Consider the following 25282-nt stretch of genomic DNA (forward strand, 5'->3'; position numbering starts at 1 on the left):
GTGGTAGAAATGAAAATCGTAGGAGTTACAGCTTGTACAACAGGAATTGCACATACTTATATGGCACAAGAGGCGTTAGAAAAGGAATGTGCCAAGCGAGGCTTTGAAATCAAAATTGAAACCCAAGGAGGAATGGGCATCGATAATGAACTTACTGAAGAAGAAATCGCAGAGGCAGATGCTGTTATTCTAGCGATCGCCGTTGGAATCGAAGGTGAAGAACGCTTTGAGGAAAAACAAGATCAAGGCAAAGTGTTAACTTTAGATCCTTCAACTGTCATAAGGAATGTCGAAGATGTTATTGATCAATTAGTAAACTTGTAGGAGGCTGAAAAGGATGGCGTTCAATGGAAAAAAGATAGGAGAAGAGCTTAAAAAAGCATTTAGTACCGGTGTGTCCTACATGCTGCCTTCAGTAGTTGTTGGCGGGATATTTTTGGCTATTGCATTGGCCTCTGGAAAACCGTCAGACGATGGAATGCTGGTCACCAATCCATTCCTTCAAAACTTGAATACGATTGGTGCTGCCGGTTTTGCCATGATGATCCCGATTTTAGCAGGGTATATAGCCTATTCCATTGCAGGAAAACCAGGACTAGTTCCTGGTATGATTGCAGGCTTTATCGCCAACAATCCTGTTGGCGATGGTGGTATTCAAACCGGGTTCATTGGGGCAATGATTTTAGGGATCATTTCTGGGTACATCGCGAATTACGTTAGAAAGTGGAAGGTCCCGAATACGCTTAGAACGATTATGCCGATATTAATCATTCCGATGATTACAACATTTATTACATGTATGGGATACATTTATATTTTAGCCCAACCCCTTGCTAGCATGGTTGACGGGCTCATTAAATTAATGTCTTCATTGCAAGGTGGAAGTGCTCTAATTCTAGGTGCGGCAATCGGAGCCTTTACGGCTATTGATATGGGTGGTCCGATTAATAAGTCAATGACTGCATTTACATTAGCATTAATGGCTGAAGGCATTTTTGAGCCTAATGGTGCGCATCGAATTGCAGTTGCGATTCCGCCATTAGGCATGGCTCTATCAACATTTATTTCAAGAAGGAAATATACAAAAGAAGAACGTGGCCTAGGTGTAAGTGCTGGTTTTATGGGGCTAATTGGTATTACCGAAGGTGCGATTCCTTTTGCTATAAAAGATATGAAGCGCGTCGTACCGGCCATTATGATTGGAAGTGCTGTTGGTGGTGGATTAGGGATGTTGCATAATGTCAGTACGTTCATTCCTCACGGCGGATTAATTGTTATCGGCGCGGTTGATGGGAAGCTATGGTTTTTCCTTTCAATGTTAATCGGAACAGTTGTAACAGCAGGCATTTTACATTTATTAAAACCAAATATCGAAGAAAATGCCACTTCAGAGGATAGCAAAGAAAAAAAGGTAGGCTAGTGAAAAAACAATCCATAATTAGGAGGAAGATATTGTGGTAAAAGCATCAATTAATTCAACAGTTAAAGCGATATTGGAATTGCAGGAAGATGGAAAAGGCGCTACATTACTAGGGATTGGGCCGATGTCAGCGAATCTATTACAAGCGAGTTTTGAGTTAGCTAGAGATGAAGACTTTCCATTAATGTTCATAGCAAGTCGTAATCAAGTAGATATGGATGAATTGGGCGGCGGTTACGTAAACGGCTGGAATCAGCATTCTTTTGTGGAAGCAATTCGTAATACTGCAAAGAAAACCGATTTTGATGGTCTATATTATGTTTGCCGCGACCATGGTGGTCCATGGCAAAGAGATAAAGAAAGAAACGATCATTTACCTGCGGAACAAGCGATGGAGCTCGGGAAAAAATCCTACCTTGCAGATATTGAAGCTGGATTTGATTTATTAATGATTGACCCTACAAAAGATCCTTTTGAAGTTGGAAAAGTTGTTCCATTAGAGGACGTCATTAGTCGAACAGTAGAACTCATCGAGTACTGTGAAAAAGAAAGAAAAGCAAGAAATTTACCAGAAATCGGCTATGAAGTTGGGACAGAAGAAACAAATGGAGGACTAACTTCCACTGAAGTTTATGAAACTTTTATTATTAGACTTAAAGAAGAACTTAGTAACAAAGGGCTTCCAATGCCGACATTTATTGTAGGCCAAACAGGAACATTAGTAAGAACAACAGAGCAAGTTGGTACGTTTAATTTTCATAATGCCTATGAATTGGCGCAAATGGCTAAAAAGTACGGCGTTGGATTAAAAGAACATAATGGTGACTACTTGGATGATGTGACATTATTAGAGCATATCCCCTCTAACATCGTCGCAACGAATGTAGCACCACAGTATGGAACAGAGGAAACAAGAGCATATTTAAAACTAGCAGAAGTAGAACAAAGATTGAAAGAATATGGTTTAGTGACTGATCCTTCTAACGTTAGAGATACTCTTCTCGTTCACGCCATTAAGAGTGAACGTTGGAGAAAATGGATGGTAGGAGATCAAACGCAGTTAACCGTTGAGGAAATTATGAAAGACAATGACATCTCTGCCGAAATTCTTGATATCGCAGGTCATTATACTTTTAATGATGAAGCTGTAAAAGTAGAAATTGATAAACTTTACGATAACTTAAGCAAAGTAAACATTGATGGACAAAGGTTTGTAATAGACCATATTAAGCGTCCGATTCGAGACTATGTTGAATCTTATAACCTAAAAGGATCGACTTCAAGAATTATAGAAAAGCTACAATCCTCCGAAGCGATCCAAATAGGGTAAAGTGCTTATCCTCCCAAATCAATATCTTCTACTTGATGTGCATAGGGTTGATGATTGGTCGTCGGAAACTCTATGCATGTCAAAATAGAATTGACATGAGGAGAATCTATACAGAATTAATTTAACACGGTTGTTGATGATTGTAAATACTCATTATCGTAGAAGAATTATATACTCCCCCCTCTAACATGCTTAGTTCTTTTGCATATTAGAAGGAGGAGTATTTGATGCTTATCAACGGAATCAAGTACGCTTGTTTATTCCGGCAAAAACACGTTATCCAATGGTCATTTTATCCTATTATTGCAGCCGCAATCATTAGCAGGGAGCTCTATAAGATAACAAGCAATATTTGGATCAGTACTTAATACTTTGATCATAACAATGTTTCGAGTTGCAATAGAATGATAGAAAGTGACTTATTGTAGGGTAATATTAATTCAATTTTTATAGAACGGTAAATAGCCATTGGAACAAACCTCGTTCCAATGGCTATTATTTTAACTAACTCTCATCTTCTCATACTTACTGGATCAATTATCCGCATATAGCTGAGCAGCTGGCTCATTCTATCGGCAATCTGACCGCATACAATTCAAAACCGCGATATTTATAATTTTAGATGCCTAAATATTGATTCTCTTTTCTTCGCCTAAATAGCTTTTCAGAAGATGATATGCACCAACCATTCCTGCGTCATTTCCTAAATTGGCAAAAGTTATATCGATTCTCTTATGATTAAACCTTTCCATAGCCATCTGAATTTTATTATTAATAATGGGTGAGAGATATTCTGTTTGTTCCATAATCCCACCGCCAATAATAATCTTTTCGGGATTTAATACATAATAAATCGTAACGATTCCCTTTACTAAATTCTCACAAAACTCATCAATAATCTGTTGTATTGATGCATTTCCAGCTAGCGCCTTTTCAAAAATTTCTTTACCGTTCAAATCAAAGCCAGTTAGTTCTTTTACACGATTCACTAAAAAAGATGTGGAGGCAACATCTTGGAAATCTGCCCCGTCAATTTTCATATATCCAATTTCACCAGCGGTAAAGGAAGACCCATGATAAAGATTTCCATCTATAATAATGGACCCGCCGATTCCAGTTCCAACTGTTAAACAAAAGAGATTAGAATACCCTTTGCCGGAACCATAATGTATTTCGCCAATTGCCGCACAATTCACATCGTTTTCAACAATACAGGGGATATTAAAGGTTTTTTGAACGGTCTCCGATAAATTGATCCCTATATAATAAGGTATATTTTCATTGGCATATTCAATTTCATACGTTTTCGGATTTACAACACCTGCTGTTGAGATTGCCACCCCATCAATACTGTATTTTTTTCTATACGATTCGATAATCTCAACGATTTTTTTTTCAATTCCAATCCCGTATATTTTTTTAGCATTCGTCGGGAATTCTTTTTTATCTAAGATTTCTGTTATGTCTGCTTCCCTGATAATTCCTGATTTGATATTGGTTCCCCCAATATCAATTGAAAGATACATGATGAGCCTACTCCTTTTAAGCAGATTTTAATATTTCTAAAAAGTCTTGTTCACTTTTAGCTTCAAACAACTTCATTGTTATCTCTTCATCTGATAAAACATCGGCTAAGTCGGATAATATATCAAGGTGACTTTCTGAATCTGTTGCTGCCAAAGTAATAATAAGTTTTACTGGATCAAACTGTTGTGAACCGAAAGGGACTGGATGATTTAACGTTGTAAAAGAAAGTCCCTTTTCTAAGACACCGTGTTCAGGCCTTGCATGAGCTAATGCAATGTGCTTTGTAATAACAAAATACGGACCTTTTTCCTCAACAACATTAATCATCGCATCTATATAAGATGTCGTTATTTTATTTGATTCTAATAGTGGCAATGACGCTTCACGAATGGCCTCTTTCCAGTCCTGTGCCTCTTTTTTTATTTGTATATCGCTCACATTAATTTCATCTAATAGCATGTCTATCACTACTTTCATTTAATTTTTTTATTAAATTGTTCACATCTAATTCTTTTAATGAATCAACTTTAATAAAATAGTTCTCGAACTTTGAATGTTTAGTCACATCATTTACGCAAACAATCGTATTAATATCTGCTCTATTTCCAGCAATAAGTCCGTTGACCGAATCTTCTATAATAACGACTTCTTCTTTATCGATGCCTAATTTTTCAACCGCTTTGTTAAATAAATCTGGGTGAGGCTTAATGTTATCCACGTCTTCTGCAGTAACAATCACATCGAAATACTGTAGTATATTTAGTCTTGTTAAGTGATACATTGGTTTTTTCCTTGTAGCGGAAGTAGCAAGTGCTAATAAGATATTTTCACTTTTTAAAGCTTGTATAAATTCTAGCACCCCCTCTTTAAGAGGTAAATCCATACTTTCATCTAAAAACTTTTGACTTGTTTCTTCTGTAAACGTATTCCTATTAATAACAATACTATATTCTTTTTCTAACCTTTTAAATAGATCTTCAGGATGTGATCCCACACAAATTAAAAACTCTTCAATGGTTAGGTCATAATTCCAATTTTTTTGAAACCATTCTTGAAATATATTAAACCAGATTACTTCTGTATCCACTATAACTCCATCAAAATCCATTATTACTGCTTTAAGCATATGAGACTCCTTTATTAACCCGTTTTTTTTCTTGATTCAACCAATTTATTTACTAATGCAACATATTCTGGATCATTCAAATAATCATTTATAGCGATACAATGCGTATTTGGTTGTTTTTCTGCGACACGTTCAACTAACGATTGATGTGTAACAATAACATCGGCCTCTGTCGGCAAATTACTAATTGAAATATGGAAGACCGAAACATCATCGATGCCTGCTTTTTTAATTTTCTTCTGTAAGACATTTGCCCCCATCGCACTAGAACCCAATCCAGCATCACAAGCGTAAGCAATTTTAGAGATAGTGGCATAGTCTAATGCTTCAACATCCGTAGAATTAAAAACGGATGAGATACTACTTTTCTTCCCTTTAAGCTGCTCCATTTTAGCAGCTGCATCTTGTAATTCAGAATCATTATTTTTAGCTCGTTTTACAATCGGAATAGCCACTAGACATGTAACTGTTGCTGAAGCTAAAACCGAAATTAAAATTTGTAGATGATCTCCGCCGGCAGACATCATTAAAATCGCCAAAATACTGCCTGGTGAAGCAACACCGATTAAACCTACATTAAACAGTGAAAATAAAAATGTGCCTGTAATACCGCCAAGGATTAATGGCAGAACAAGTAAAGGATTCATTAACACATATGGGAAATAAATTTCATGAATTCCACCAAAGAAGTGGATAACCCCCGCCCCATATGCTGTACCTTTAGTGTTCCCTTTACCTGCAATCATATAAGCCAACAAGATACCTAAACCTGGTCCCGGATTTGATTCTAAAAGATATAAAATAGACTTTCCGTATTCAGTTAACTGCGTGCTTCCAAGCGGACTCAAGATGCCTTGACCGATCGCATTGTTCAAGAAAAGTATTTTAGCCGGTTCAATAAAAATGGCTGTTAAAGGAAGCAAACTATATTTTACTAATATATCTACGCCTGCTGATAAAATGGTTGTCAATATTGATACAAATGGAGCTATCCCAATATAGCCTAGCCAAGTCAAAATTGCCCCAAAAATACCTACTGAAAAATTATTCACTAACAATTCAAAGCCTGTCGGAATCTTTCCGTCGATTACTTTGTCAAATTGTTTTAAAATCCATGCTGATAATGGCCCTAAGATCATAGCACCAATAAACATCGTAACGTCTGCTCCAAGAATGGCTCCCATCGTGGCCACTGTAGCGATTACCCCACCGCGGTAGCCATGTACGGCTCTACCTCCAGCAAAGGCGATAAGCAAAGGCAGTAAATAATTTAGCATCGGACCGATAAATTCCCTTAAAGTATCACTATCAATTGCAATTGCAACCGCTGTTATAATACCCCATGCCATAAATGCACCCAAGTTAGGAATAACCATTCCACTTAATTTACTTCCAAATTGTTGCGCTCTCACTCGAAATGACATAATAAGCCTCCTCGCTCAATGCAGTTGCAGCCTTAAGGCCAAGCAACTGCATTTTTCATTATTTATGATTTTATAGACTAACTTCTCTACCTTCTTTGATGGAACGTTCAATCGCATCAACTACTCTTAAGGAATCATAGGCTTCCTTAGGGGTGATAATCGATTTTCTATTATTCATTGCATCATTAACGAAAGCCATAATTTCCTCCGCCAAAGCGCCGCTCACCTCTCCGTTTGTATAATACCAGTGGCGAGTATCTGGATAGGTGATACCAGAATTGGAAACAAACCGAACGCCGTAGTCGCAAGAATCAACGTATGCAACCCCTTTTGTACCGACTAATTCTAATTTATCATCAATAATTGTAGGGGAATTTTCTGGAAGAACCCAACAAGCTTCAAGACATGCAATCGCCCCATTTTCGTACGTAACAATTGCATAGATGACATCATTCATTCCTTGTTCTTTTAGTAAAACACTTCTACTTTTTGCAAAAACACTCACTGGTTCACAGCCCATATACCAGTTGATGTAGTCAATATCATGAATCATAACGTGCATACTCAAATCAGAGGCGCCGATATATCTTTTTGGTCCAGTGATCGGGCTATTTCTTCTGCAGTATAAGTGAATAATATCTCCTAATTCCCCATTATCTAACCGCTGCTTAACCATATTAAATCTTGGATCGTATCTTAGCAAAAAGCCGACTGTAAAGACCTTATCATAATCTTTGGTAATCTCATAAATCGCCTTTCCATCTTCTAATTCTTTCGCAAGAGGTTTTTCCAATAAAATATGCTTATTGTTCTTCACGGCAATTTCTACAGCTTCTCTATGAATATTATCTGGCAATACAATACTTATTGCATCAATATCCTGATCTTCTAATAGGTCTTTATAATCTTTATAGACCGTACACCCGAACTGCTCCTGAACTTCCTCTCTTCTGGCGTCATTATATTCACACAAAGCAACTAATTCTACTTGTGGAAGTTTTTGATAGATCTCCGCGTGATAGGTTCCCATTTGACCAACACCAATAACACCTACTCTTAACTTATTTTCCATTTTTCTCAATTCCTTTCATAAATAAAGTACCTAATTTGTCTATCGAACCAAATGCGCAACGATCATTGCTTTTCACAAAGAAATATACTAAGATGAACCCAAAAATAAAATGCATGCGGGAGAATACACATGAACCATACAACTTTTAAAAATAGACTACATATTTGGGAATATGCTCTTTCAACAAGTGAAAAAAAGATAGCAAATTATGTTCTTAACAACATTGATTCTGTGCCTTTTGAATCAATTAGCGACCTATCTAATAAAATTGGTACCTCTCCTTCTACCATTACTAGATTTTGTAGAAAATTAGAATATAATAGCTATGTTGAATTCCAAACCCTTTTGAAAACGGAAGCAATCAAGACCACAGATTACGATGATATTGCTGAAAAAGTGATTGGTTACTATCAATTAACGTTAAATTATTCAAAAAGTATTTTTCAAAAAGTATCACCAGAAGTATTAGTTAACGATATTAAACATTCCAATAAAATCGTGATCCTAGGTATCGGCAGTTCCGGTCTAACCGCAACAGAATTCGCATTACGATTAAATAGAATGGGAATCAATTCGGTCGCACTTACTGACAGTTACACGATGTTCGCCCAAGCTGTTTTATTAAATTCGGATGATTTAATCATTGCGATTACAAATTCTGGAGAGACACCCGAAATTATAAAAACATGCAGAGTGGCAAAAAAGAACCGTGTAAAAATAGCAGCAATCACAAAAAGATCAAATTCATCTATTAGCGAAACGACAGATACGATTTTTTATACAAGCGGTAATGAAATTCTAAAAGATGATAAATTTTACAATGAACAACTTTCGTTCCTATTCTTCATTGATCTGATTACGTATCATTTATTAAAAAATAATACGTACAACGAGAATTACAAAAAGGTTTTACAAGTTTGGAAAGAATAATACTTCGTCAATATCTTATAGCGCTTACAAACGTTTCTGTAATAAGCTTAGGCCGGGTAATCGCACTTCCTACTACTACCGAATAAGCTCCTTTTTCAAGGGCTTTCTTTGCCATGTTAGGAGTACTGATATGCCCCTCTGCAATTACAGGAATATTTACGTTTTTCAAAATCTCAGTCAAATAGTAAAAGTCATTGGTTGACACATTATACTCTTTAGATGCATCTGTATACCCCATTAAAGTGGTAGAAACACAATCAAACCCTAACTTTTCTGCTTCGATCGCCTCTGAAACAGTAGAGATGTCGGCCATTAATAATACATTTGAATTTTTCGCTTTTATATTTTCGATAAATGTTTTTAAAGACTCATGATTAGGACGTTTACGGTCCGTTGCATCTAAAGCGATCATTTCACAACCTGTCGAAAGTAATTCATCAATTTCTTTCATAGTTGGTGTTATATAAATTTCCGAGTCTGGATAATCCCGTTTCACGATCCCAACAATAGGTAAATTAACATTTTTTCTAATTTCGATAATATCTTCTTTGGAATTGGCACGTATTCCATTAGCTCCACCTAGCTGAGCCGCTAAAGCAACTCTTCCCATGATTTTTGATCCGTGAAGCGGTTCATCTTCTAGCGCTTGACATGATACGACAATACCACCTTTTATTTTATCTAACATCGAATCCCATCATCTCCTCTCTATGAAAATAATTTCATCAGTAATAATATTAATGAAATTATTTTCTTAATTATAAACCATGATTTTATTTTATGCAAAGCTTTTTTCTGAGGAGGAAATAAACATATAAAACTATGGATTTGTCCAAACTGAAGGGTGGAATTTGGGAGGATAAAAGTTCATTATTTTACTTAATATAGCAATGGCTTCATTTAGCTTAGACGATCCAGTGGCGTTGGTTTAACAGGCAGCAGCATGGCTCATCATTCAAGCTCAGAGCAGGATCGTAGTAAGTTCTGCCTCATGATTTATTAAGATTATCTGTTAGCTTAGAAGAACCAGAGTATCTGATTAAAGTGATACGGGGAAGTGCTACAAGTTTAATATGCATTATTCAAATAGATCTTATTATTTAATGCCTGTTCTGCAAGCATGAAAGCACCTACGATTCCTGCATCATCACCAAGTGATGGTTGTACGATATTTAGTAGTGGTATGTTTTTCCACCTCCTTAAAGTGCAGTAGGAACATTGTATTAAATTTTGATACGAAGCATCTTACCAATCAAAGGTCAAAAAGATTTATAAATTAACACGACAACCTTGTTCAACAATTCACATAAAACACCATAATATAATTAAATTCTCAAAAATAAAAAGGCGAATAAAGGATCGCCTTTTCTAGTACCAAATAATTACAACTATATCTTCAAGGATAGTATATCCTCGACTAGTTTTTGTTTAGCTTTATCAAACTCTTTGTTTTCAAGGCTTGAGACAATTTCTCGATGTGTATCAATATCAAGACTTGCAGCGCTGTTTCCCCACTGTTCCCAGTATGACTGTGCATAAGCCCTGCTAATAATGCTCATCGTTTTATCCAGCATTGTTTGCATCCATGTATTTCCAGCCAAACTGTTTAGGAGCAAATGAAATTTAATATTATTATTCCAATGTGTCCATAAGTCTGCTGATATGCGTGTACGTTCACACTCATCATTATAATTTTTCAGCATATTAATCTTATTTTCATCTAGTTGATGTATAGATTTTTCCAAACCGGCCAATTCTAAAAGCATTCGAACTTCCATCGCATCTTCAATGTCATTTCTATTCAATTCTACAATGCGATAACCGTAACGAGGCATGCTTTCCAAAACATTCTCATTTCTTAATTCAACCAATGCCTCTCGAAGGGTTGTTTTACTTACAGTAAACATCTCTATTAATTGTTTTTCTGTAACGATACTATTAACGGGGAAAGTCCCGATTAATATCTCCGTAATGATTTTATTACGGACATCATCCTTCAAAGAATGATTTTGTTTCATTGAGATAACTCCCTTTAACCCAAAATGATTTTCTACCAATATAAGGATACCATAAATTATATATTCTAACCTTTCACCGCCCCCGCAGATATTCCTTCCACTTGGTATTTTTGGAAAATGAAATATAAAATGATGATCGGAACAACAGCAAATGTAGTTCCCGCCATAATTACCGGCCACGGGGTAGATAATCCTTCACTCACTGGTAATAATGATATTGAAACCATAAGCGTGAACTTTTCTTGAGTACGCAAGAATATCAATGGCCAGAAAAAGTCATTCCATCTTGCAATTAATGTCAACGTCGCCCAAGCAGCAAGCCCTGGTTTAATAATAGGCAAAACAACTCTCCAAAATGTTTGAAAATCAGTACACCCATCAATTTTTGCAGCTTCTAGAATTTCATCAGGAACTGCCGCGATGTATTGTCTCATATAAAATATACCAATCGCAGTAGCTGCTTTCGGAATGATCAATGCCCAAAGACTATTTACGAGTGCGAACTTTTTCATAATGACAAATAGTGGAATAACCCCAACTTCAAGTGGAACAAGCATTGTAGCAATCACTATATAAAATAGTACATTCCTAGCGGGAAATTTAAATTTCGCAAATGCATATCCAGCTAGAGCGCAGAAAAACAATGTAAATGCTGTACCTATTAATGTTGTAAATAAACTATTATACGTGTGTTTAAGGATTGGAATAAGTTCGTAAACTGCCACAAAGTTATCCAATGTGGGATTTTGGAGAGCGATTGCTTTGAAGCCACCAACACTTTCTGATACAGGCTTCAGTGAAATTGCTATCATCCATACAACAGGAAACAAGCACACGATTGTGGTCAAAATTAACAAAGAATATACTACAATATCAATTATTTTTCGATTCACTTTGTTAGTTGAAACAGACGTTACACTTTGCATCGTATTTTAATTACTCCTTTCCCTTATACTCCACCTTGTTTACGCATAAGTACTAATTGAATAACAGATAATATTAATAGGATCATCATTAAAATATAGCCAATGGCGGCAGCATATCCAAATTTAAAAAGAACAAAGCTATTTTCATACATATACTGGAACAAAGAAATATTCGATGTACCCGGACCTTTTAAAATAAAAGGTTCTGTAAAGATATTCCATGAATCAACCGTAATCGTAATAAAACAGAATAATAGGATGCCACCAAGTGACGGAAGTGTTATTTTGAAAAATTGCTGAAATATATTTGCACCGTCTATTCTTGCAGCTTCATAATACTCGTACGGAATGGTCATTAATCCCGACAAAATGATCAACGTAAACCATGGTGTGTGTCGCCAAACATTAAGAATAATAACTGGAATTTTTGACAAAGACATATTTGTTAACCACTGTGCGTGTTGTATACCAAAGAGACCTAAAAATTCATTAATGACACCAGAATTTGAGTCAAACATAATATTAAAAATTAAGCCCATTGCGACGGTTGCGCAAACGTAAGGAAAAAACGTCATACTTTTAAAAAAGCTTTTTGCTCGAAGTTTTTTATAGTTAAGCAAAACAGAAATGAGAAGTGCTAACGGAATAATAAGTATTAAAGCACTCATCCAATAAATAAATGTATTTTTCACTGCATCCCAAAACATGTAATCCTTCATTAAAAGCTTATAATTATCTAAACCAACACTTTTTGGGTCACCTAGACCATTCCACTCAGTAAAACTAATTTTTAGCGTCCAAATCATCGGAAATAGTTGAAAGATGAAAAACAATATAAAAAATGGTGAAATGAACAAATAAGGATTACGATATTTTTTAAATGCTTTCATCCATCGATTATTGATTTCCAAATATCTCACCTTCTTAGCAGTTTGTAAGAATAGATAGAGCTTTATATAGGTTGTAGTCTATACAAAGCCCTAAACTGATTCTTGTACTTAATTATTCATTTGCAGGAGTTGTTTTCCCAATTTTATCTCTTAGATTTTTTCCCATATTTTTAATCGCCTCATCCATTGTTTGTGTACCTGCAATGAATTTTTCAAGTTCTACTGAAATAATTTGGTCTGCTTCTGCATCATCCGTAGTAATTCGAAGGTTTTCAGCGCCATTTTCAAGCGAAATCCCTTCCATTTCTCTAAATGATTGTCCACCATAAAAATCGGAAGACTCTTTCCAAAACTCATCTTCTAGTAATTCCTTCGCGATCGGATTGGCATATGGAGCATCTTGTTGAACCATTGATTCTGTCCATACTTGTCTTTCCTTTGCATCAAATTGGAAATCTTCCCATAATTCTTTGAACAAATCAGCATATTTTGCTTCCGGTTTATTCACGATCGCAAACATGCTTGTCACAGGTGCTCCACGCTTTCCAATATCCTGATACATTGGTGCTGGCATTACCCGCCATTTTCCTTCCATATCAGATAAATTTTTTCTAATAAATTCATCCCAAAATGCACCTATATAATAGGTTGCAACCTCCCCATTACGAGTTGCATCATATAGTGGCGCTTGCATAATTTGACTTTTTAAAACAAGCTCCTCTTTTACTAACGTTTCAATCGTTTCAAATGCAAGTCGAGCACCTGGATCTTTATCAATTACAATATTCCCCTCATCATCCCAGATTTTCGCATTAGCTTGCGGCATGAACCCCCTACGTCCATAATATCTCCAAGTAAGATTGCCGGGATCAATGTAAGAAAGGTATACTTCTCCATTACTTGCCTCTTTCAATTTACGTCCCACTTCAATATAGCCTTCGACAGTATCCATCTCTTTAGGATCAATATTGTATTTATCAAAAATTTCTTGATTGTAAAAAAGTACCTGTGGTCTAACTGCATCAGGTAAACCGTAAACTTTCCCTTTATAAGTTAACTGTTCCAATGCGCCATCAACTAGCTTATCTTCAAACGGTTTTACAAATTCAGTGAGATCCATCAAAACTCCACCTTCAGCCATATCGATCATACTGACTGGAGCAGTTTGAATCACATCAGCCATATCATCATAAGTTCCTGAAGCAAAGGATGTAACTACTTTTTGCCTTGCATCTGCCTCACCCTCTGTTTGAACCATTTCAAATTCTACTTCAGGTGCAATATCTCTATTTCTTTCTAACCAATTATTATAATATTCCATCGTATATTGAGGCTGTCCGTAACCGTAAATAACCATTTTTCCTTTGGGAAAAGTGTTCGAGTCACTTGATTTGCTACCATTCCCCTCATTTTGTGTCGTTTCCTTTCCTCCAGAACATCCAGCCATAAGAACAAGTAGAGATAGAGCAATCAAACTAAATACTTTTTTGATATTTCTGTTCATACATCTCACCCCTTCGTTTATTGAAAAAATTATTTTTGATAATATTTTTTCGTTGACTCAACGGCCATTCTTATTTTTTCATATGACATTTCTGTCGGTAACGTACAATCAGCCCCTAAAATAAACTTCTTAGTTCCTACTTCATCTAGAATGGAGAATACAGCTTTCTCTATCTCTTCTTCTGTTCCACTTACAAGTACACCACTTCGATCATCCAAACCACCTAAAATCGTACTGTTTGGAAATAACTTACGACCTTCCTTAAGAGTTAAGCGATTCTCATGTACAGCCCAATTCACGACTTCAGGATCGTAATCCTTGTATCTCTCAAAGTTCACGTTGTCCTTACAAATATGTAAAACATTGAATGCGCTCGCACTTTTTGCCGCATTTAAAATGAGCAAATCATTTGGCTTAATATATTGTTCAAACTCTTCATCAGTGAATAATTCCTTTTCACCACCAAGTGCAGAATAATAGATTCCTTGTGCCCCTGCCTCAAGACAAGATTGTGTGAATTCAGCCATTCCTTCTGATAAAATACGGAATGCATTTGCAACCACTTCAGGTTTTTCTCTTAAATGAGCCGATAATATTGTACGGAGAGTATCATAATTCTCCCCACCACCACGAGCGTGGAAAGCCGATGCAATCGTTCCATGAATTGTTGTTAAAATAACAGCTTCATCACCAACTCTATCTACGATTCTTTTAATAATATCCAATTGATCTACAACAAAAGGATCTTTTAGGCTGATTGGACGAATATTTCTCCAATCATCTGCCTTTGTAATTGGTGTTGAATAAGGAACCAAGTTCTCATTCATGATTTTCATAATGTCCGTATTCGTTTTACGGAAAAAATTAATATGTGCCTCAACTGCTTCTTTTCCATGATGTTGAGTACTCGGGAAATGCAGCCAAAAACCAGCAGGCACATAATCGAGTTTCTCACCTCTAACAGCATTTAAAACGCTTTCAAATTTACCCATGTTGTTCACCCCAACAATATATTATTGATATTGACAACCTGATCATACCAGTAGTATGATCAGGTTGTCAATTAGTTTTTTTCTATGAAAGGATGTAATTTTTATGCGATCAAATTGGAGTGTAGACACACAAATTATTCATTCACACCTTTCACCTGACCCACATACACGAGCCATTTCACAGCCAATCGTACCTGCGGTTGCCTATTCTTTTCCAGATGCGGAATCGGCTGCCGACGTTGTGGCTGGTGAAAGACCCGGAGATTATTATGGTAGATATGGAAATCCAACATTGAGAACCTTGGAAACAAAAATAGCTGAGCTTGAAGGTGGAGAAGCGGCTTTAGGAGTAAGTAGCGGGATGGCTGCAATCTCAATTGCCATTCTCGCATTCTGTAAGCAAGGGGATCATATTCTCGTAACAAAGGATGTATACGGAGGAACTTATAGTTTCTTAACATCACTTGCACCGCGTTTTGGGATTGAATTTGATTTCGTAGATTGCACCATTTTGGACAAAGTGAAGCAGTCAATTAAATCAAATACAAAAGCCCTTTATATTGAAACACCTTCAAATCCATTACTTACAATTTTAGATATTCAAGGACTATCAAAAGTCTGTAAGCAGTACGATTTACCAATGATTGTTGATAATACATTTATGACACCTTATTTGCAAAAGCCACTTGAGCTTGGAGCAGATGTTATTGTCCACAGTGCTACAAAATATATTAATGGACACGGCGACGTTATTGCCGGATTTGTTGTTGGAAAAAGTGATCTAATTTCATTTATGCGCAAAAAAATTATGGGTGACCTTGGACAAAATTTAAATGCTTGGGAATCATTTTTAATTTTGCGTGGATTAAAGACGATGGCGCTCCGAATGCAGCGTCATTGTAGCAGTGCTCAAAAAATTGCAGAATTCCTGGAGCATCATCCGGCAATTGAACGAGTTTTCTATCCTGGCCTGTATTCGCATCCACAATTCAATTTAGCCAAGAAGCAAATGAAAGCAATGGGTGGGATTATTTCATTTGAAGTGAAGGGGGGAATTGAAGAAGGAAAAAGGTTCATCAATTCACTTAAAATAGCAATGATTTCATTTAGCTTAGGCGATCCAGAGACATTGGTTCAACATCCAGCAAGCATGACTCATAATTCAATCCCAGTACAGGATCGGAGTAAATTTGGCATTACGGATGGTTTACTAAGATTATCTGTGGGCTTAGAAGAACCAGAAGATCTGATTAATGACTTAGACCAAGCATTGAACAGTATTTACTTAGCAACTAACTAAATTGAAAAAGAGAAGCTCTCATATCGGCTTCTCTTTTTCATTCATAATGATTTCTATTTAATATCATTTATTTTTTACGATTTAAAGGAATCATGTAGTACAAATTAGCTTTATCAGCGATAAAACATCAAGTCAACGGTGATTGTTTAGATGTTATTTGACAGTAACAAATGACCGATATAATTATTGGTTTTAGTTAAGTTGAGTACCCTACCTATTATATAGGCGGGGCGGTGGTTGAGGTAATTAATTCTCCTACTTAATAGTGAATCAACTATAAAATCGATCCACTTCCTCTAATGTTGGTAAGGATGGCTGCGCCCCTTCCTTTGTGACAACAATCGCCGATACCTTGGTTGCAAATTCCGCAGCTTTTTGATCATCCATACCTTTTGTGACTCCTACAGCAAAAGCTCCGATAAATGCATCACCAGCTGCAGTCGTATCAATTGATTTTACACGATAAGCTGGAATATGAATTTGCTGCTCACCGTTAATCAAATAAGATCCCTTTTCTCCCATTGTTACAATAATCCTATTTAGACCGAGTGATTTTAAATAATGAGCCGCTACTTGCACTTCATTTATTGTCGATGTTGGCATCCCTGTTAGGAGATGTAATTCAGTTTCGTTCGGTATTAGCGTATGAATAGATTTTAATAATGGATAGGGAAGTTGCTGAGCTGGAGCTGGATTTAAAATGATGTCTTTTTTTTGCTTTTCCGCTAGTTGTATCGTATATTCCACTGTCTCAAATGGAATCTCCAGTTGCATGATGATTATGTCACTTTGTTCTATCATATACTTCAATTGATTAATATCCGATCGTTTCATTTTGCTATTGGCACCTGGAACGAGAACAATCGTATTCTCTCCATTTTTACTTACAGTAATAAAAGCCATACCAGTTGAACCTTCTATTCGTATGCCTTTTGTATTAACACCAGATTGCTCTAAACCGTTCCGTAGGGCCTTGCCATAATCATCCGCACCCACTTTGCCAATCATGGATACATTTGCGCCAAGTTTGGCGGCTGCAACTGCTTGATTTGCCCCTTTTCCTCCAAGTACTTCTTGAAACTTAAAGCTGGAGATCGTTTCTCCAGCTTGTGGAAGGTGAGACACATGGGATACTAAATCCATGTTCAAACTTCCTATAATTAATATTTTTCCCAAGACATTCACCTACTAATAACAATAATGTTTATTCTTTCGTCCCACTACTAGCGATTCCCTGAACAAAATATTTCTGTAACGGTAAAATAATGATTACAGGGATAATAACGGAAAGTATTGCTGCCGCAAACATCTCATTCCAAAAAGTAGTGAATTCAGTAACAAAGTCACTTAAAGCAATTTGAATAACTTTATATTCCTTCGATCTTGTTGCAATTAGAGGCCACATAAAAGATTCCCATTGATAGATAAATATTAGTAGTCCTGCACTAACTGTCACTGGTTTAGATAATGGCATGATAATATTCCAGTAGACTCTAAACCATGAAGCACCATCCATCTTCGCTGATTCAATCAACGGCTTAGGAAGATCAAGAAAAAACTGTCTATATAAAAATATGACTAATCCATTCGCAATCCCAGGAACAATTAGTCCCGAATAAGTATCTATCCACCCTAAAGCATCAACCAAGCTATACAAAGGAATGGCGATCACTTCAAATGGGATCATAAATGTCAGAAGTACTAATAAAAATAAGAAGTTCTTCCCTTTGAATGTAAAAACCGCGAAAGCAAATGCGGCTAGCGAGCCAATAAAAAGCCCGAAGATAACATTGGCTACTGATACATAAAAAGTATTAAAAAAGATTCTACCAAATCCTCGTTCCGTAAATAATGAGGTATAAGCCGTAAAAGTTACTTCACTAGGGACAAAGGTTCTCCAGGTAACTGGAGACATATATCGAAAAATATCATCTAGCGGTCGTAATGAGGAAACTAATGCAAAAGCCAAAGGCAATAGGATAATTAACGCAAGTAATATTTGTGCGATATAAATAAGCAAGGTTATTCTTTTTTTACGTCTCAACTCGAATCCCCCCATTTTAATGTCTAGCCCTAAACAGCCTGAACTGAAGGGATACAACAAGTAATGTAAGAATCAATAAAATAATAACAATCGCCGAAGCTCTCCCCATATCAGAATACAAAAAAGCATTATTAAAACTTTCTAGCATGAGAACATTCGTACTATTTTCTGGGCCACCACCTGTCAAAATATACATCGGAGAAAATAAAAGTAAATTGGCTATTGTTACGGAAACAACAACAAATGTCAATGGACGCATCATCATGGGGTAGGTAATGGAGCGAAACTGCTCCCAGATGGACGCTCCATCAATTGATGATGCTTCATAAAGTGATTTTGGAACCTCCTGCAATCCTGCCAGTAAAAAGATTGCCCAATAGCCAATCCCTCTCCAAGATGAGATTGCAATAATAGATGCGAGTGATTGGTCACTACTCGTTAAAAACGGCTGTGGTGCCATGCCCAAGCCAATTAAAATTGAATTTACAACTCCCTGTTCTGGACTAAGCATGATATTCCATAAAATACAGGCTGTTGGAATAGATACAGCAACAGGAACAAAATTAATCCCTCTAAAGATTGAGATCCCTCTTAATTTAATGTTAAGGAGTAGAGCCAAACCAAATGCTAGTACGACTTGCAATGGATTGATGAAGACATTAAACAATAACGTCGTTTTTAAAGAATCCCAAAACACTGGATCTTTAAAAAGAGATTGATAGTTTTGCACTCCAATGAACTCTTTTACGTCCGTTAAAAATGTTGGCGCATATAAACTCTGAACCAGCCCGGAGAATATTGGATACAATTTAAATAGAAGTAGCCCGATAATAGCCGGAAACAAAAATAAGTAGGGCGTTAAACGATTCGCCGTCTTCATTTGTCTCACCTACATTCATTAGAATTATTTTTCATGGGGATCTTGATTGATCCCCTAGTTTCATCATTACTTTTCAACCGATTGATATTTTTGCAAGTGTCTGTCTACAATCTTTACTGCATCATTAAGCGCCTTCTCAGGTTCTGTACCGTTTTTAATATCTTCTAACGCTTTATTAAAGTTCGACTCCCATTCTAGATAACCAGGTGTTTTCGGACGATTGACTGCAGTTTCACTCGCTTCATAAGCAGCAATACCCATGATGCTATCAGGGAAATGTTTATACTTTTCATCTTTTTGAATTTCATCTATAAAAGACTGTTTCGCAGGAAGCGCCCCGTATTCTTCGAACCAAATTTTTGCGCCATTTCCAACGGTCACATATTTTATAAATTCTGCTGCCGCTTCTTTTTTAGTTGAATATTTAGAAATTCCCATATGCCAACTTCCAGTAGGTGTAGCTACTTTTTCATCTAAAAAATATGGATGGGGTGCTACGCCAAAATTCATACTCGCCTTTTCCAAACTAACCGTAGCCGTTGTAACTCCTAAAAACATAGCCACTTTCCCCGAAATAAAGTAGTCCAATGTTTCTTCTCTTTTAATCTTGGGACTGACTTTCCAAGTATTAAAAAGATCATAGTAAAATTGATAAGCTTCAATCGCTTTCTCCGAATTAGTAAACCCTTCAGAGACTAATCCATCATCACTTATGACTTGTGCTCCTTTTCCTTCAGCTAAAGCTAATAGTTGATACGCTCTCCCTATTTGATCAAATACAAAACCAAAGACATCTGTTTGTCCGTTCCCACTTGTGTCTTCAGTCAGTTGTTTCGCTAAATCCACAACCTGTTCCCATGTCATCCTATCGTTTATATCTTCAGAAGGAAATGGGATTCCCTTTTCTTCGAATAAATCCTTGTTATAATACAAAACGACACTCGATGTATTCATAGGCGCAGCCAGTAGCTTACCATCATAGGAACCAGCATCTACTGATTGCTGAATAAATTCCCCGGTTATTCCGTCACCCAGTAAAGGTTCCAATGGCTCAAGATAACCTTTCAAAGCATATGAAGGAGTTAGAGGCGCATCAACCGAAATAATATCTAAATCATTTGCCTTAGATGCTAATTTAATTTCGATGGTTTCCGTTAACTTAGCATATGGATTTAATTGAAGATCCACTTTAATATTTGGATGCTCCTCTTCAAATGCTGCAACGACTTTTTTGATTGGCTCCTCCCAACTAGAATGGGCCAGATAAGAAATGGTAGTAACTTCTTCATTCTCTTTGCTAGTCGTTTTTTTATTTTGCGTAGAACACCCTACTAACAATAGGAATAATAACACCATAATAATAAATGCTTTTATACCTCTCCCCATTTTGTATATCCCCCTTATTGTCTAGTATGAGAAAACCCTTAGTTTTAACATTCTGAAAAATCTATCCCTATCCACCTCTAAACATACATCTACATTCCCTTCGTCATTTAATTCTGCAATCGTTTGGCCTGTTGGATTACAATGATCGTAGGCAACATGCACATTCATCCTTTTACTCTTCACTATGGTCGGATCTATCCATGCTGCAACTGCTAATGGATCATGCATAAAAGTAAAATTCCTATTTCTATAATCCATATAGTCCTCCATTTGTTTCGTCAAAGCTTTGGCAAGTGGTGTACCAGATGAAGCCAGTAAATCTATTTCATCCCTTGTAATCATCACTTGTCTCGTCACATCTAGGCCGACCATTAGAATAGGAGCTCCACTTGAAAAGACAAGACTCGCCGCTTCTGGATCACATTTAATGTTATGTTCAATAATGGGCAGATCAATGCCGTTCCTTCCAAGTCGAGTAACACCACCCATCATGACAATTTTTTTAACCCGATTGATGATTCCTGGCTCACGGATGATAGCCGCGGCAATATTCGTCAATGCACCAATTGTAACAAGCGTTATCTCACCAGGATGATTCATAATCGTTTCAATAATGAAATCAACCGCATGCTTAGAGGAAACGTTTTCCTTTTGGTTAAGCTGCTCATTAGCAATCACCGGCCATGTCACTTCTCTGTTCCATAATAAAGGCTTTTCAATTCCCCTATACACCTTGATATCCCCTCCGTCACTTAGACGAATCATTCGGTTTGCAATGTTGGATCGCATGCTTACATCACCATAAACCGTCGTCACCCCTTCGACCTGAATTTCAGGTGACTTAATCGCTAACGCAAGTGCCACCGCATCGTCTGAATCTGTTCCAATATCTGTATCCAAAATGATCCTATGCACCTTATTTCCTCCATTTCTAATATCCTTGAATCCTATGGCTCTACCATTTTTACGTTTCATAACGCATACAACTCTCTCTTACAATCAAGTTGGGCTCAAGATAAATTGTTTGATGTTCAAACGCTTCCTCTGCCTCTATTTGTTTAAGAAGGAGCTGGATTGCAGCTTCGCCCATTTTATAGGTGGATTGATCAATCGTTGTCAGTCTTGGATTCATAAATTCGTTATACTTCAGGTTGTCAAATCCAATCACTGATAGATCGTCAGGGATCCTCATTCCTAGCTCCCCTGCTGCTTGATACACACCAAATGCCATCAAATCATTAAAGGCAAAAATGGCACTTACCTTTTCTTTTTGTAGCAATTGCTTTGCTGCCACGTATCCTCCTTCCCATTGATAATCGCCTTGAATAATAACGTTTTGATTAACAACTATCCCCCATTCATCCAACGCTTTGGCATATCCCTTTAGGCGTTTGTTCGAATTTGGAATATGTGAGGGGCCAGTTATACAGCCAATCTTTACGTGGTTAAGTTCCAGCAAAAATTTCGTAGCTAAATATCCCGCTTTCTCATTATCGATATAAACGCCACTAAATTGGTCGTCATCCAAACCACGGTCTAATAATACAATGGGTGTATTGTGCTGATTGGCCAATGCTTCTATTTGCTTACTCAATGTTGCATAGGAGTGAGTAAATATAATTCCATCAACGCTTTTTTCTTGCATTAACTGTATATACTCCGTTTCACTTGCTTTATCTCCATCCGTATTACATAGGAAAATATTATAGTTCGATTGCTTCGCCACATCCTCAGCACCCCTCACTAACTCAGGAAAGAATGGGTTTCTAATATCAGGAATAATCAAACCAATCGTATTCGTTTTTTTAGTAATCATACTTCTCGCAATGGAATTGGGGCGATAATCTAGTTCTTGAATAATGCTCAATACCTTTTTTCGGGTATCATCTCCAATCCCTTCCGATTTATTATTTAACACCCTTGATACGGTTGTGATGGAGACGTTGGCAATTCTAGCTATATCCTTGATGGTTACTGGCATTTTCTGCTCCTTGTTCCTATTTCGTTGATTAGTAAAACGTTTTCTTTTTTTTGCATGCAAATAATGTTATTTGCATTAATCGAACTTAAATTAGGTGAAATACGGATAGATTACTTATCTTACTAGCCTTTTATCGTTTTAAAATTTGAAACCTGAGTCTTCAACATTTCCTAGCAATTGGTTCTAACACCCAACAGGATATATACAAGTACATCATTCACCACAATTAAATAGCACTCTCATTAAACTTTGATAAAGCGCACCCTATCGTGACAACAAAATCTAGCTAGCATTCACTGCCCTCCTTTAAGTACATATAATAATTATTATCCAACATATTATTACATATGGTTCTATTAGTCAACACTTTTATATCTATTTGTTCTATTACTTGGTTATTCATGCCAATCAATTCTAAGAAAGCTAAAATATAATTAAAAGGGATTGAAAGGAGCATAAGATGAGAGAACAAAAAGTTGGAAATCTATTAAGAGAACTCCGGAAGGCCAAAAATTTAACTACACAAGAACTTGCAGATAAAGTAAATGTTTCCCAATCCTATATAAGCCGTTTTGAAAATAATAAAGCAATACCAGATGTAGACATGTTAGACCGAATTCTTCATGCTCTCGATTCTAATTTATCGTCTTTCTTTGCCTCTGATTTTAACGATACTCCAGCTGACCTAATACAACTTATTAATACAGTGAAAACACTAAGTCCCGAAGCACGGATTAAATTAAATGAATTTTTAAGTTTGGTGAGGGAAAAGTAAGACACCCCTACTAAAACCAGAATAGATAATGACTTAAGGATAACGCAGGCATTTACATGATATTGTGACTCAAAAGCAAACAAACCCCATTGACGCATTACTTTAATGCATCAATGGGGTTTATTTGATATGGATAATTGCCCGCGTTCCGGAATGGTGTCTATCACTATTATCCACAGACTACCTATTTTTGAACCCATCATTAGGGAAAACTAGGAACTACATATAGCGTACTTTTGCTAATCTAAATATAAGCATCAAAAAGTTTCCTGTTTCACAAGATTTTTAACATTTTCCGAATTCACTTCTTCTTAATCTCCCCTCCATCTTCCTTATCAGTCAAAAAAATAAATCCCATTCAAACATCCCTTTTTGCTAAAAAAATTAACCAATAGTGACGAGCACCAATTTTAATAAAGAATGAAGCTGTGATCGTTCAATTAAAGTTTCCCCTACTCATCTCTAACCGTTAATAGACAAGTTGTATTAGCTTATTTTTCCCCTTAATGATTCAGGCTTTGCCTGTAATTTTATATTTTAAGTAAAAAAAATTATTTAATTTGTTCGAAATGACTTGAAATTCAAAATAGTATGCTTTATATTTGTATCAAGAAATTAAATTTCATGTAATCACATTGAATGAAATTTAATTTTCTATAAACTACACGAAATAAAATTTCGTAAAATTTAGTAGTTATACATACTTACACAAAGAGGTGATCGTAAAGACCCTTAAATGTAAACGCTTTGATTATGGTTGTGTATTGTAAATCCCAAAGATGACAAGGAGAGAACATAATGCTAATTACAATGAAAGAGTTGCTAACAGTTGCGAACGAACATAAATTTGCGGTAGGTGCTTTTAATGTGGCCGATAGTTCTTTTTTTAGAGCTGTTGTTGAAGAGGCGGAAAATATAAATTCACCTGCTATTATTGCAATCCATCCATCGGAGCTAGAGTTTTTAACAGATGAGTTTTTCTCATATGTTAGACATCGTGTATATGAAAGTAGAGTCCCTTTTGTTCTTCATTTAGACCATGGCGGTTCCATTGAAGAGGTGCTTAGAGCAATTCGTTGCGGTTTTACATCTGTCATGATTGATGGTTCCCTTTTACCGTATGAAGAAAATATTGCAATAACGAAAAAAGTAGTAGATCTTGCTCACGCTCTTGGAGTATCAGTAGAAGGAGAACTTGGAACAATTGGAAATACAGGTAACTCTATTGAGGGCGGTGTTTCAAAAATCATATACACAGAACCGGCCGAGGCGAGAGATTTTGTTAATAGAACGGGGGTTGATTCATTAGCGGTTGCGATTGGTACAGCACATGGAATCTATCCTAAAGATATCAAGCCGGAATTACAATTGGATATCTTAGAGGAAATTAATGCGTTAGTAGATATTCCATTAGTATTACACGGAGGTTCATCAAATCCTGATAGTGAAATCGCACAATCTATTAAACTTGGCGTAGGTAAAATCAATATTTCGAGTGATATGAAATATGCGTACTTCAAAAAGGCTCGAGAAATCTTAAATACGACTGAATACTGGGATCCAAACATCATTTATCCTGAATGTATTTTGGAAGCCCGAAAAGTGATTAATCATAAGATGCATTTATTCAACTCAGCAGGTAAAGCAAGTCTTTACACAGATCTTTCAACTCCTCAGAAAACAGAAAAAACTGCAGTTGCGGAAAAACGATACTAACAATTTTTCAAACTAAAAATGCCTTTCACCTTAACACACCC

Annotated in this window: 25 protein-coding genes; 8 read left to right on the forward strand and 17 right to left on the reverse strand. The window is 36.4% G+C overall.

The genetic code is table 11. The features are described from left to right. Positions 1-9: 9 nt before the first annotated feature. The 4 genes from KHA95_RS01200 (at position 10) to KHA95_RS01215 (ending at position 3118) form a co-directional block, all read left to right on the forward strand. Positions 10-324, forward strand: a complete 315-nt coding sequence (locus KHA95_RS01200) for a PTS fructose transporter subunit IIB (protein WP_213135646.1) — start codon at positions 10-12, stop codon at positions 322-324. A gap of 13 nt (positions 325-337) precedes the next feature. Further along, positions 338-1420, forward strand: coding sequence for a PTS fructose transporter subunit IIC (locus KHA95_RS01205; protein WP_213135647.1), 1083 nt, complete (start codon positions 338-340; stop codon positions 1418-1420). A gap of 34 nt (positions 1421-1454) precedes the next feature. Then, the gene (locus tag KHA95_RS01210) at positions 1455-2750 is read left to right on the forward strand and encodes a class II D-tagatose-bisphosphate aldolase non-catalytic subunit (protein ID WP_481748392.1); all 1296 of its coding nucleotides are present in this window, start codon (positions 1455-1457) and stop codon (positions 2748-2750) included. A gap of 227 nt (positions 2751-2977) precedes the next feature. Then, positions 2978-3118, forward strand: a complete 141-nt coding sequence (locus KHA95_RS01215) for a hypothetical protein (protein ID WP_213135648.1) — start codon at positions 2978-2980, stop codon at positions 3116-3118. Between the two features lie 258 nt (positions 3119-3376). Here the strand turns inward: KHA95_RS01215 and KHA95_RS01220 are convergent, their stop codons facing one another. The 5 genes from KHA95_RS01220 to KHA95_RS01240 form a co-directional block, all read right to left on the reverse strand. Continuing rightward, complete coding sequence (locus tag KHA95_RS01220; RefSeq protein ID WP_213135649.1) at positions 3377-4276, reverse strand: ROK family protein; 900 nt, start codon at positions 4274-4276, stop codon at positions 3377-3379. 16 nt (positions 4277-4292) lie between these two features. Beyond that, positions 4293-4736 carry a PTS sugar transporter subunit IIA gene (locus KHA95_RS01225; protein ID WP_213135650.1) on the reverse strand — a complete coding sequence of 148 codons (444 nt, stop codon included), beginning with the start codon at positions 4734-4736 and terminating at the stop codon, positions 4293-4295. Further along, positions 4723-5403 (reverse strand): HAD family hydrolase, encoded by a 681-nt coding sequence (locus KHA95_RS01230; protein WP_213135651.1) that lies wholly within the window; start codon positions 5401-5403, stop codon positions 4723-4725. The genes KHA95_RS01225 and KHA95_RS01230 overlap by 14 nt, the downstream gene beginning before the upstream one ends. A 14-nt stretch (positions 5404-5417) precedes the next feature. Next, entirely contained in the window at positions 5418-6827 is a 1410-nt protein-coding gene (locus KHA95_RS01235) for a PTS mannitol transporter subunit IIBC (protein ID WP_213135652.1), read from the reverse strand. 70 nt (positions 6828-6897) lie between these two features. Then, positions 6898-7899, reverse strand: a complete 1002-nt coding sequence (locus KHA95_RS01240; RefSeq protein ID WP_213135653.1) for a Gfo/Idh/MocA family protein — start codon at positions 7897-7899, stop codon at positions 6898-6900. 129 nt (positions 7900-8028) lie between these two features. Between KHA95_RS01240 and KHA95_RS01245 the strand changes: the two genes are divergently transcribed. Continuing rightward, on the forward strand, positions 8029-8829 hold the full coding sequence (locus KHA95_RS01245; protein ID WP_213135654.1) for a MurR/RpiR family transcriptional regulator: 801 nt from the start codon (positions 8029-8031) through the stop codon (positions 8827-8829). A gap of 7 nt (positions 8830-8836) precedes the next feature. Here the strand turns inward: KHA95_RS01245 and KHA95_RS01250 are convergent, their stop codons facing one another. The 6 genes from KHA95_RS01250 to KHA95_RS01275 all read right to left on the reverse strand — a co-directional run bounded on the left by KHA95_RS01250 (position 8837) and on the right by KHA95_RS01275 (position 15159). Further along, positions 8837-9517, reverse strand: coding sequence for an N-acetylmannosamine-6-phosphate 2-epimerase (locus KHA95_RS01250; protein WP_213135655.1), 681 nt, complete (start codon positions 9515-9517; stop codon positions 8837-8839). Positions 9518-10217: 700 nt separating this feature from the next. After that, positions 10218-10847 (reverse strand): GntR family transcriptional regulator, encoded by a 630-nt coding sequence (locus tag KHA95_RS01255; protein WP_213135656.1) that lies wholly within the window; start codon positions 10845-10847, stop codon positions 10218-10220. Positions 10848-10912: 65 nt separating this feature from the next. Further along, the gene (locus tag KHA95_RS01260; protein ID WP_213135657.1) at positions 10913-11773 is read right to left on the reverse strand and encodes a carbohydrate ABC transporter permease; all 861 of its coding nucleotides are present in this window, start codon (positions 11771-11773) and stop codon (positions 10913-10915) included. A gap of 23 nt (positions 11774-11796) precedes the next feature. Further along, positions 11797-12684, reverse strand: a complete 888-nt coding sequence (locus KHA95_RS01265; protein WP_213135658.1) for a carbohydrate ABC transporter permease — start codon at positions 12682-12684, stop codon at positions 11797-11799. A gap of 91 nt (positions 12685-12775) precedes the next feature. After that, on the reverse strand, positions 12776-14167 hold the full coding sequence (locus tag KHA95_RS01270) for an ABC transporter substrate-binding protein (protein WP_213135659.1): 1392 nt from the start codon (positions 14165-14167) through the stop codon (positions 12776-12778). A 29-nt stretch (positions 14168-14196) separates the two neighbouring features. After that, positions 14197-15159: a uroporphyrinogen decarboxylase family protein gene (locus KHA95_RS01275; protein WP_213135660.1), complete on the reverse strand. Its 963-nt coding sequence runs from the start codon at positions 15157-15159 to the stop codon at positions 14197-14199. Between the two features lie 103 nt (positions 15160-15262). Here KHA95_RS01275 and KHA95_RS01280 point away from each other — a divergent pair, with 103 nt between their 5' ends. Beyond that, positions 15263-16459, forward strand: coding sequence for a trans-sulfuration enzyme family protein (locus KHA95_RS01280; protein WP_213135661.1), 1197 nt, complete (start codon positions 15263-15265; stop codon positions 16457-16459). Positions 16460-16729: 270 nt separating this feature from the next. Here KHA95_RS01280 and rbsK read toward each other — a convergent pair whose 3' ends face one another. The 6 genes from rbsK to KHA95_RS01310 form a co-directional block, all read right to left on the reverse strand. Further along, positions 16730-17644 (reverse strand): ribokinase, encoded by a 915-nt coding sequence (gene rbsK, locus KHA95_RS01285; protein ID WP_349305420.1) that lies wholly within the window; start codon positions 17642-17644, stop codon positions 16730-16732. A 19-nt stretch (positions 17645-17663) separates the two neighbouring features. Continuing rightward, complete coding sequence (locus KHA95_RS01290) at positions 17664-18503, reverse strand: carbohydrate ABC transporter permease (RefSeq protein WP_249316433.1); 840 nt, start codon at positions 18501-18503, stop codon at positions 17664-17666. 16 nt (positions 18504-18519) lie between these two features. Then, positions 18520-19383, reverse strand: coding sequence for a carbohydrate ABC transporter permease (locus KHA95_RS01295; protein WP_213135664.1), 864 nt, complete (start codon positions 19381-19383; stop codon positions 18520-18522). Between the two features lie 66 nt (positions 19384-19449). Then, positions 19450-20769: an ABC transporter substrate-binding protein gene (locus KHA95_RS01300; RefSeq protein ID WP_213135665.1), complete on the reverse strand. Its 1320-nt coding sequence runs from the start codon at positions 20767-20769 to the stop codon at positions 19450-19452. Between the two features lie 21 nt (positions 20770-20790). Continuing rightward, entirely contained in the window at positions 20791-21684 is an 894-nt protein-coding gene (locus KHA95_RS01305; protein ID WP_213135666.1) for a nucleoside hydrolase, read from the reverse strand. Between the two features lie 49 nt (positions 21685-21733). Then, positions 21734-22750: a LacI family DNA-binding transcriptional regulator gene (locus KHA95_RS01310; RefSeq protein WP_213135667.1), complete on the reverse strand. Its 1017-nt coding sequence runs from the start codon at positions 22748-22750 to the stop codon at positions 21734-21736. A gap of 460 nt (positions 22751-23210) precedes the next feature. Here KHA95_RS01310 and KHA95_RS01315 point away from each other — a divergent pair, with 460 nt between their 5' ends. Then, entirely contained in the window at positions 23211-23525 is a 315-nt protein-coding gene (locus tag KHA95_RS01315; protein ID WP_213135668.1) for a helix-turn-helix domain-containing protein, read from the forward strand. A 798-nt stretch (positions 23526-24323) separates the two neighbouring features. Then, positions 24324-25241, forward strand: a complete 918-nt coding sequence (locus KHA95_RS01320) for a ketose-bisphosphate aldolase (RefSeq protein ID WP_213135669.1) — start codon at positions 24324-24326, stop codon at positions 25239-25241. The last annotated feature ends 41 nt before the right edge of the window (positions 25242-25282 follow it).

It is taken from the genome of Bacillus sp. FJAT-50079 (genome assembly GCF_018343515.1).
Taxonomy (GTDB): domain Bacteria; phylum Bacillota; class Bacilli; order Bacillales; family Bacillaceae_C; genus Lederbergia.

Coding starts and splice junctions, on each gene's coding strand:
- KHA95_RS01200 (WP_213135646.1), top strand. CDS start 10: ATGAAAATCGTAGGAGTTACAGCTTGTACAACAGGAATTGCACATACT.
- KHA95_RS01205 (WP_213135647.1), top strand. CDS start 338: ATGGCGTTCAATGGAAAAAAGATAGGAGAAGAGCTTAAAAAAGCATTT.
- KHA95_RS01215 (WP_213135648.1), top strand. CDS start 2,978: ATGCTTATCAACGGAATCAAGTACGCTTGTTTATTCCGGCAAAAACAC.
- KHA95_RS01220 (WP_213135649.1), bottom strand. CDS start 4,276: ATGTATCTTTCAATTGATATTGGGGGAACCAATATCAAATCAGGAATT.
- KHA95_RS01225 (WP_213135650.1), bottom strand. CDS start 4,736: ATGCTATTAGATGAAATTAATGTGAGCGATATACAAATAAAAAAAGAG.
- KHA95_RS01230 (WP_213135651.1), bottom strand. CDS start 5,403: ATGCTTAAAGCAGTAATAATGGATTTTGATGGAGTTATAGTGGATACA.
- KHA95_RS01235 (WP_213135652.1), bottom strand. CDS start 6,827: ATGTCATTTCGAGTGAGAGCGCAACAATTTGGAAGTAAATTAAGTGGA.
- KHA95_RS01240 (WP_213135653.1), bottom strand. CDS start 7,899: ATGGAAAATAAGTTAAGAGTAGGTGTTATTGGTGTTGGTCAAATGGGA.
- KHA95_RS01245 (WP_213135654.1), top strand. CDS start 8,029: ATGAACCATACAACTTTTAAAAATAGACTACATATTTGGGAATATGCT.
- KHA95_RS01250 (WP_213135655.1), bottom strand. CDS start 9,517: ATGTTAGATAAAATAAAAGGTGGTATTGTCGTATCATGTCAAGCGCTA.
- KHA95_RS01255 (WP_213135656.1), bottom strand. CDS start 10,847: ATGAAACAAAATCATTCTTTGAAGGATGATGTCCGTAATAAAATCATT.
- KHA95_RS01260 (WP_213135657.1), bottom strand. CDS start 11,773: ATGCAAAGTGTAACGTCTGTTTCAACTAACAAAGTGAATCGAAAAATA.
- KHA95_RS01270 (WP_213135659.1), bottom strand. CDS start 14,167: ATGAACAGAAATATCAAAAAAGTATTTAGTTTGATTGCTCTATCTCTA.
- KHA95_RS01275 (WP_213135660.1), bottom strand. CDS start 15,159: ATGGGTAAATTTGAAAGCGTTTTAAATGCTGTTAGAGGTGAGAAACTC.
- KHA95_RS01280 (WP_213135661.1), top strand. CDS start 15,263: ATGCGATCAAATTGGAGTGTAGACACACAAATTATTCATTCACACCTT.
- KHA95_RS01295 (WP_213135664.1), bottom strand. CDS start 19,383: ATGAAGACGGCGAATCGTTTAACGCCCTACTTATTTTTGTTTCCGGCT.
- KHA95_RS01300 (WP_213135665.1), bottom strand. CDS start 20,769: ATGGGGAGAGGTATAAAAGCATTTATTATTATGGTGTTATTATTCCTA.
- KHA95_RS01310 (WP_213135667.1), bottom strand. CDS start 22,750: ATGCCAGTAACCATCAAGGATATAGCTAGAATTGCCAACGTCTCCATC.
- KHA95_RS01315 (WP_213135668.1), top strand. CDS start 23,211: ATGAGAGAACAAAAAGTTGGAAATCTATTAAGAGAACTCCGGAAGGCC.
- KHA95_RS01320 (WP_213135669.1), top strand. CDS start 24,324: ATGCTAATTACAATGAAAGAGTTGCTAACAGTTGCGAACGAACATAAA.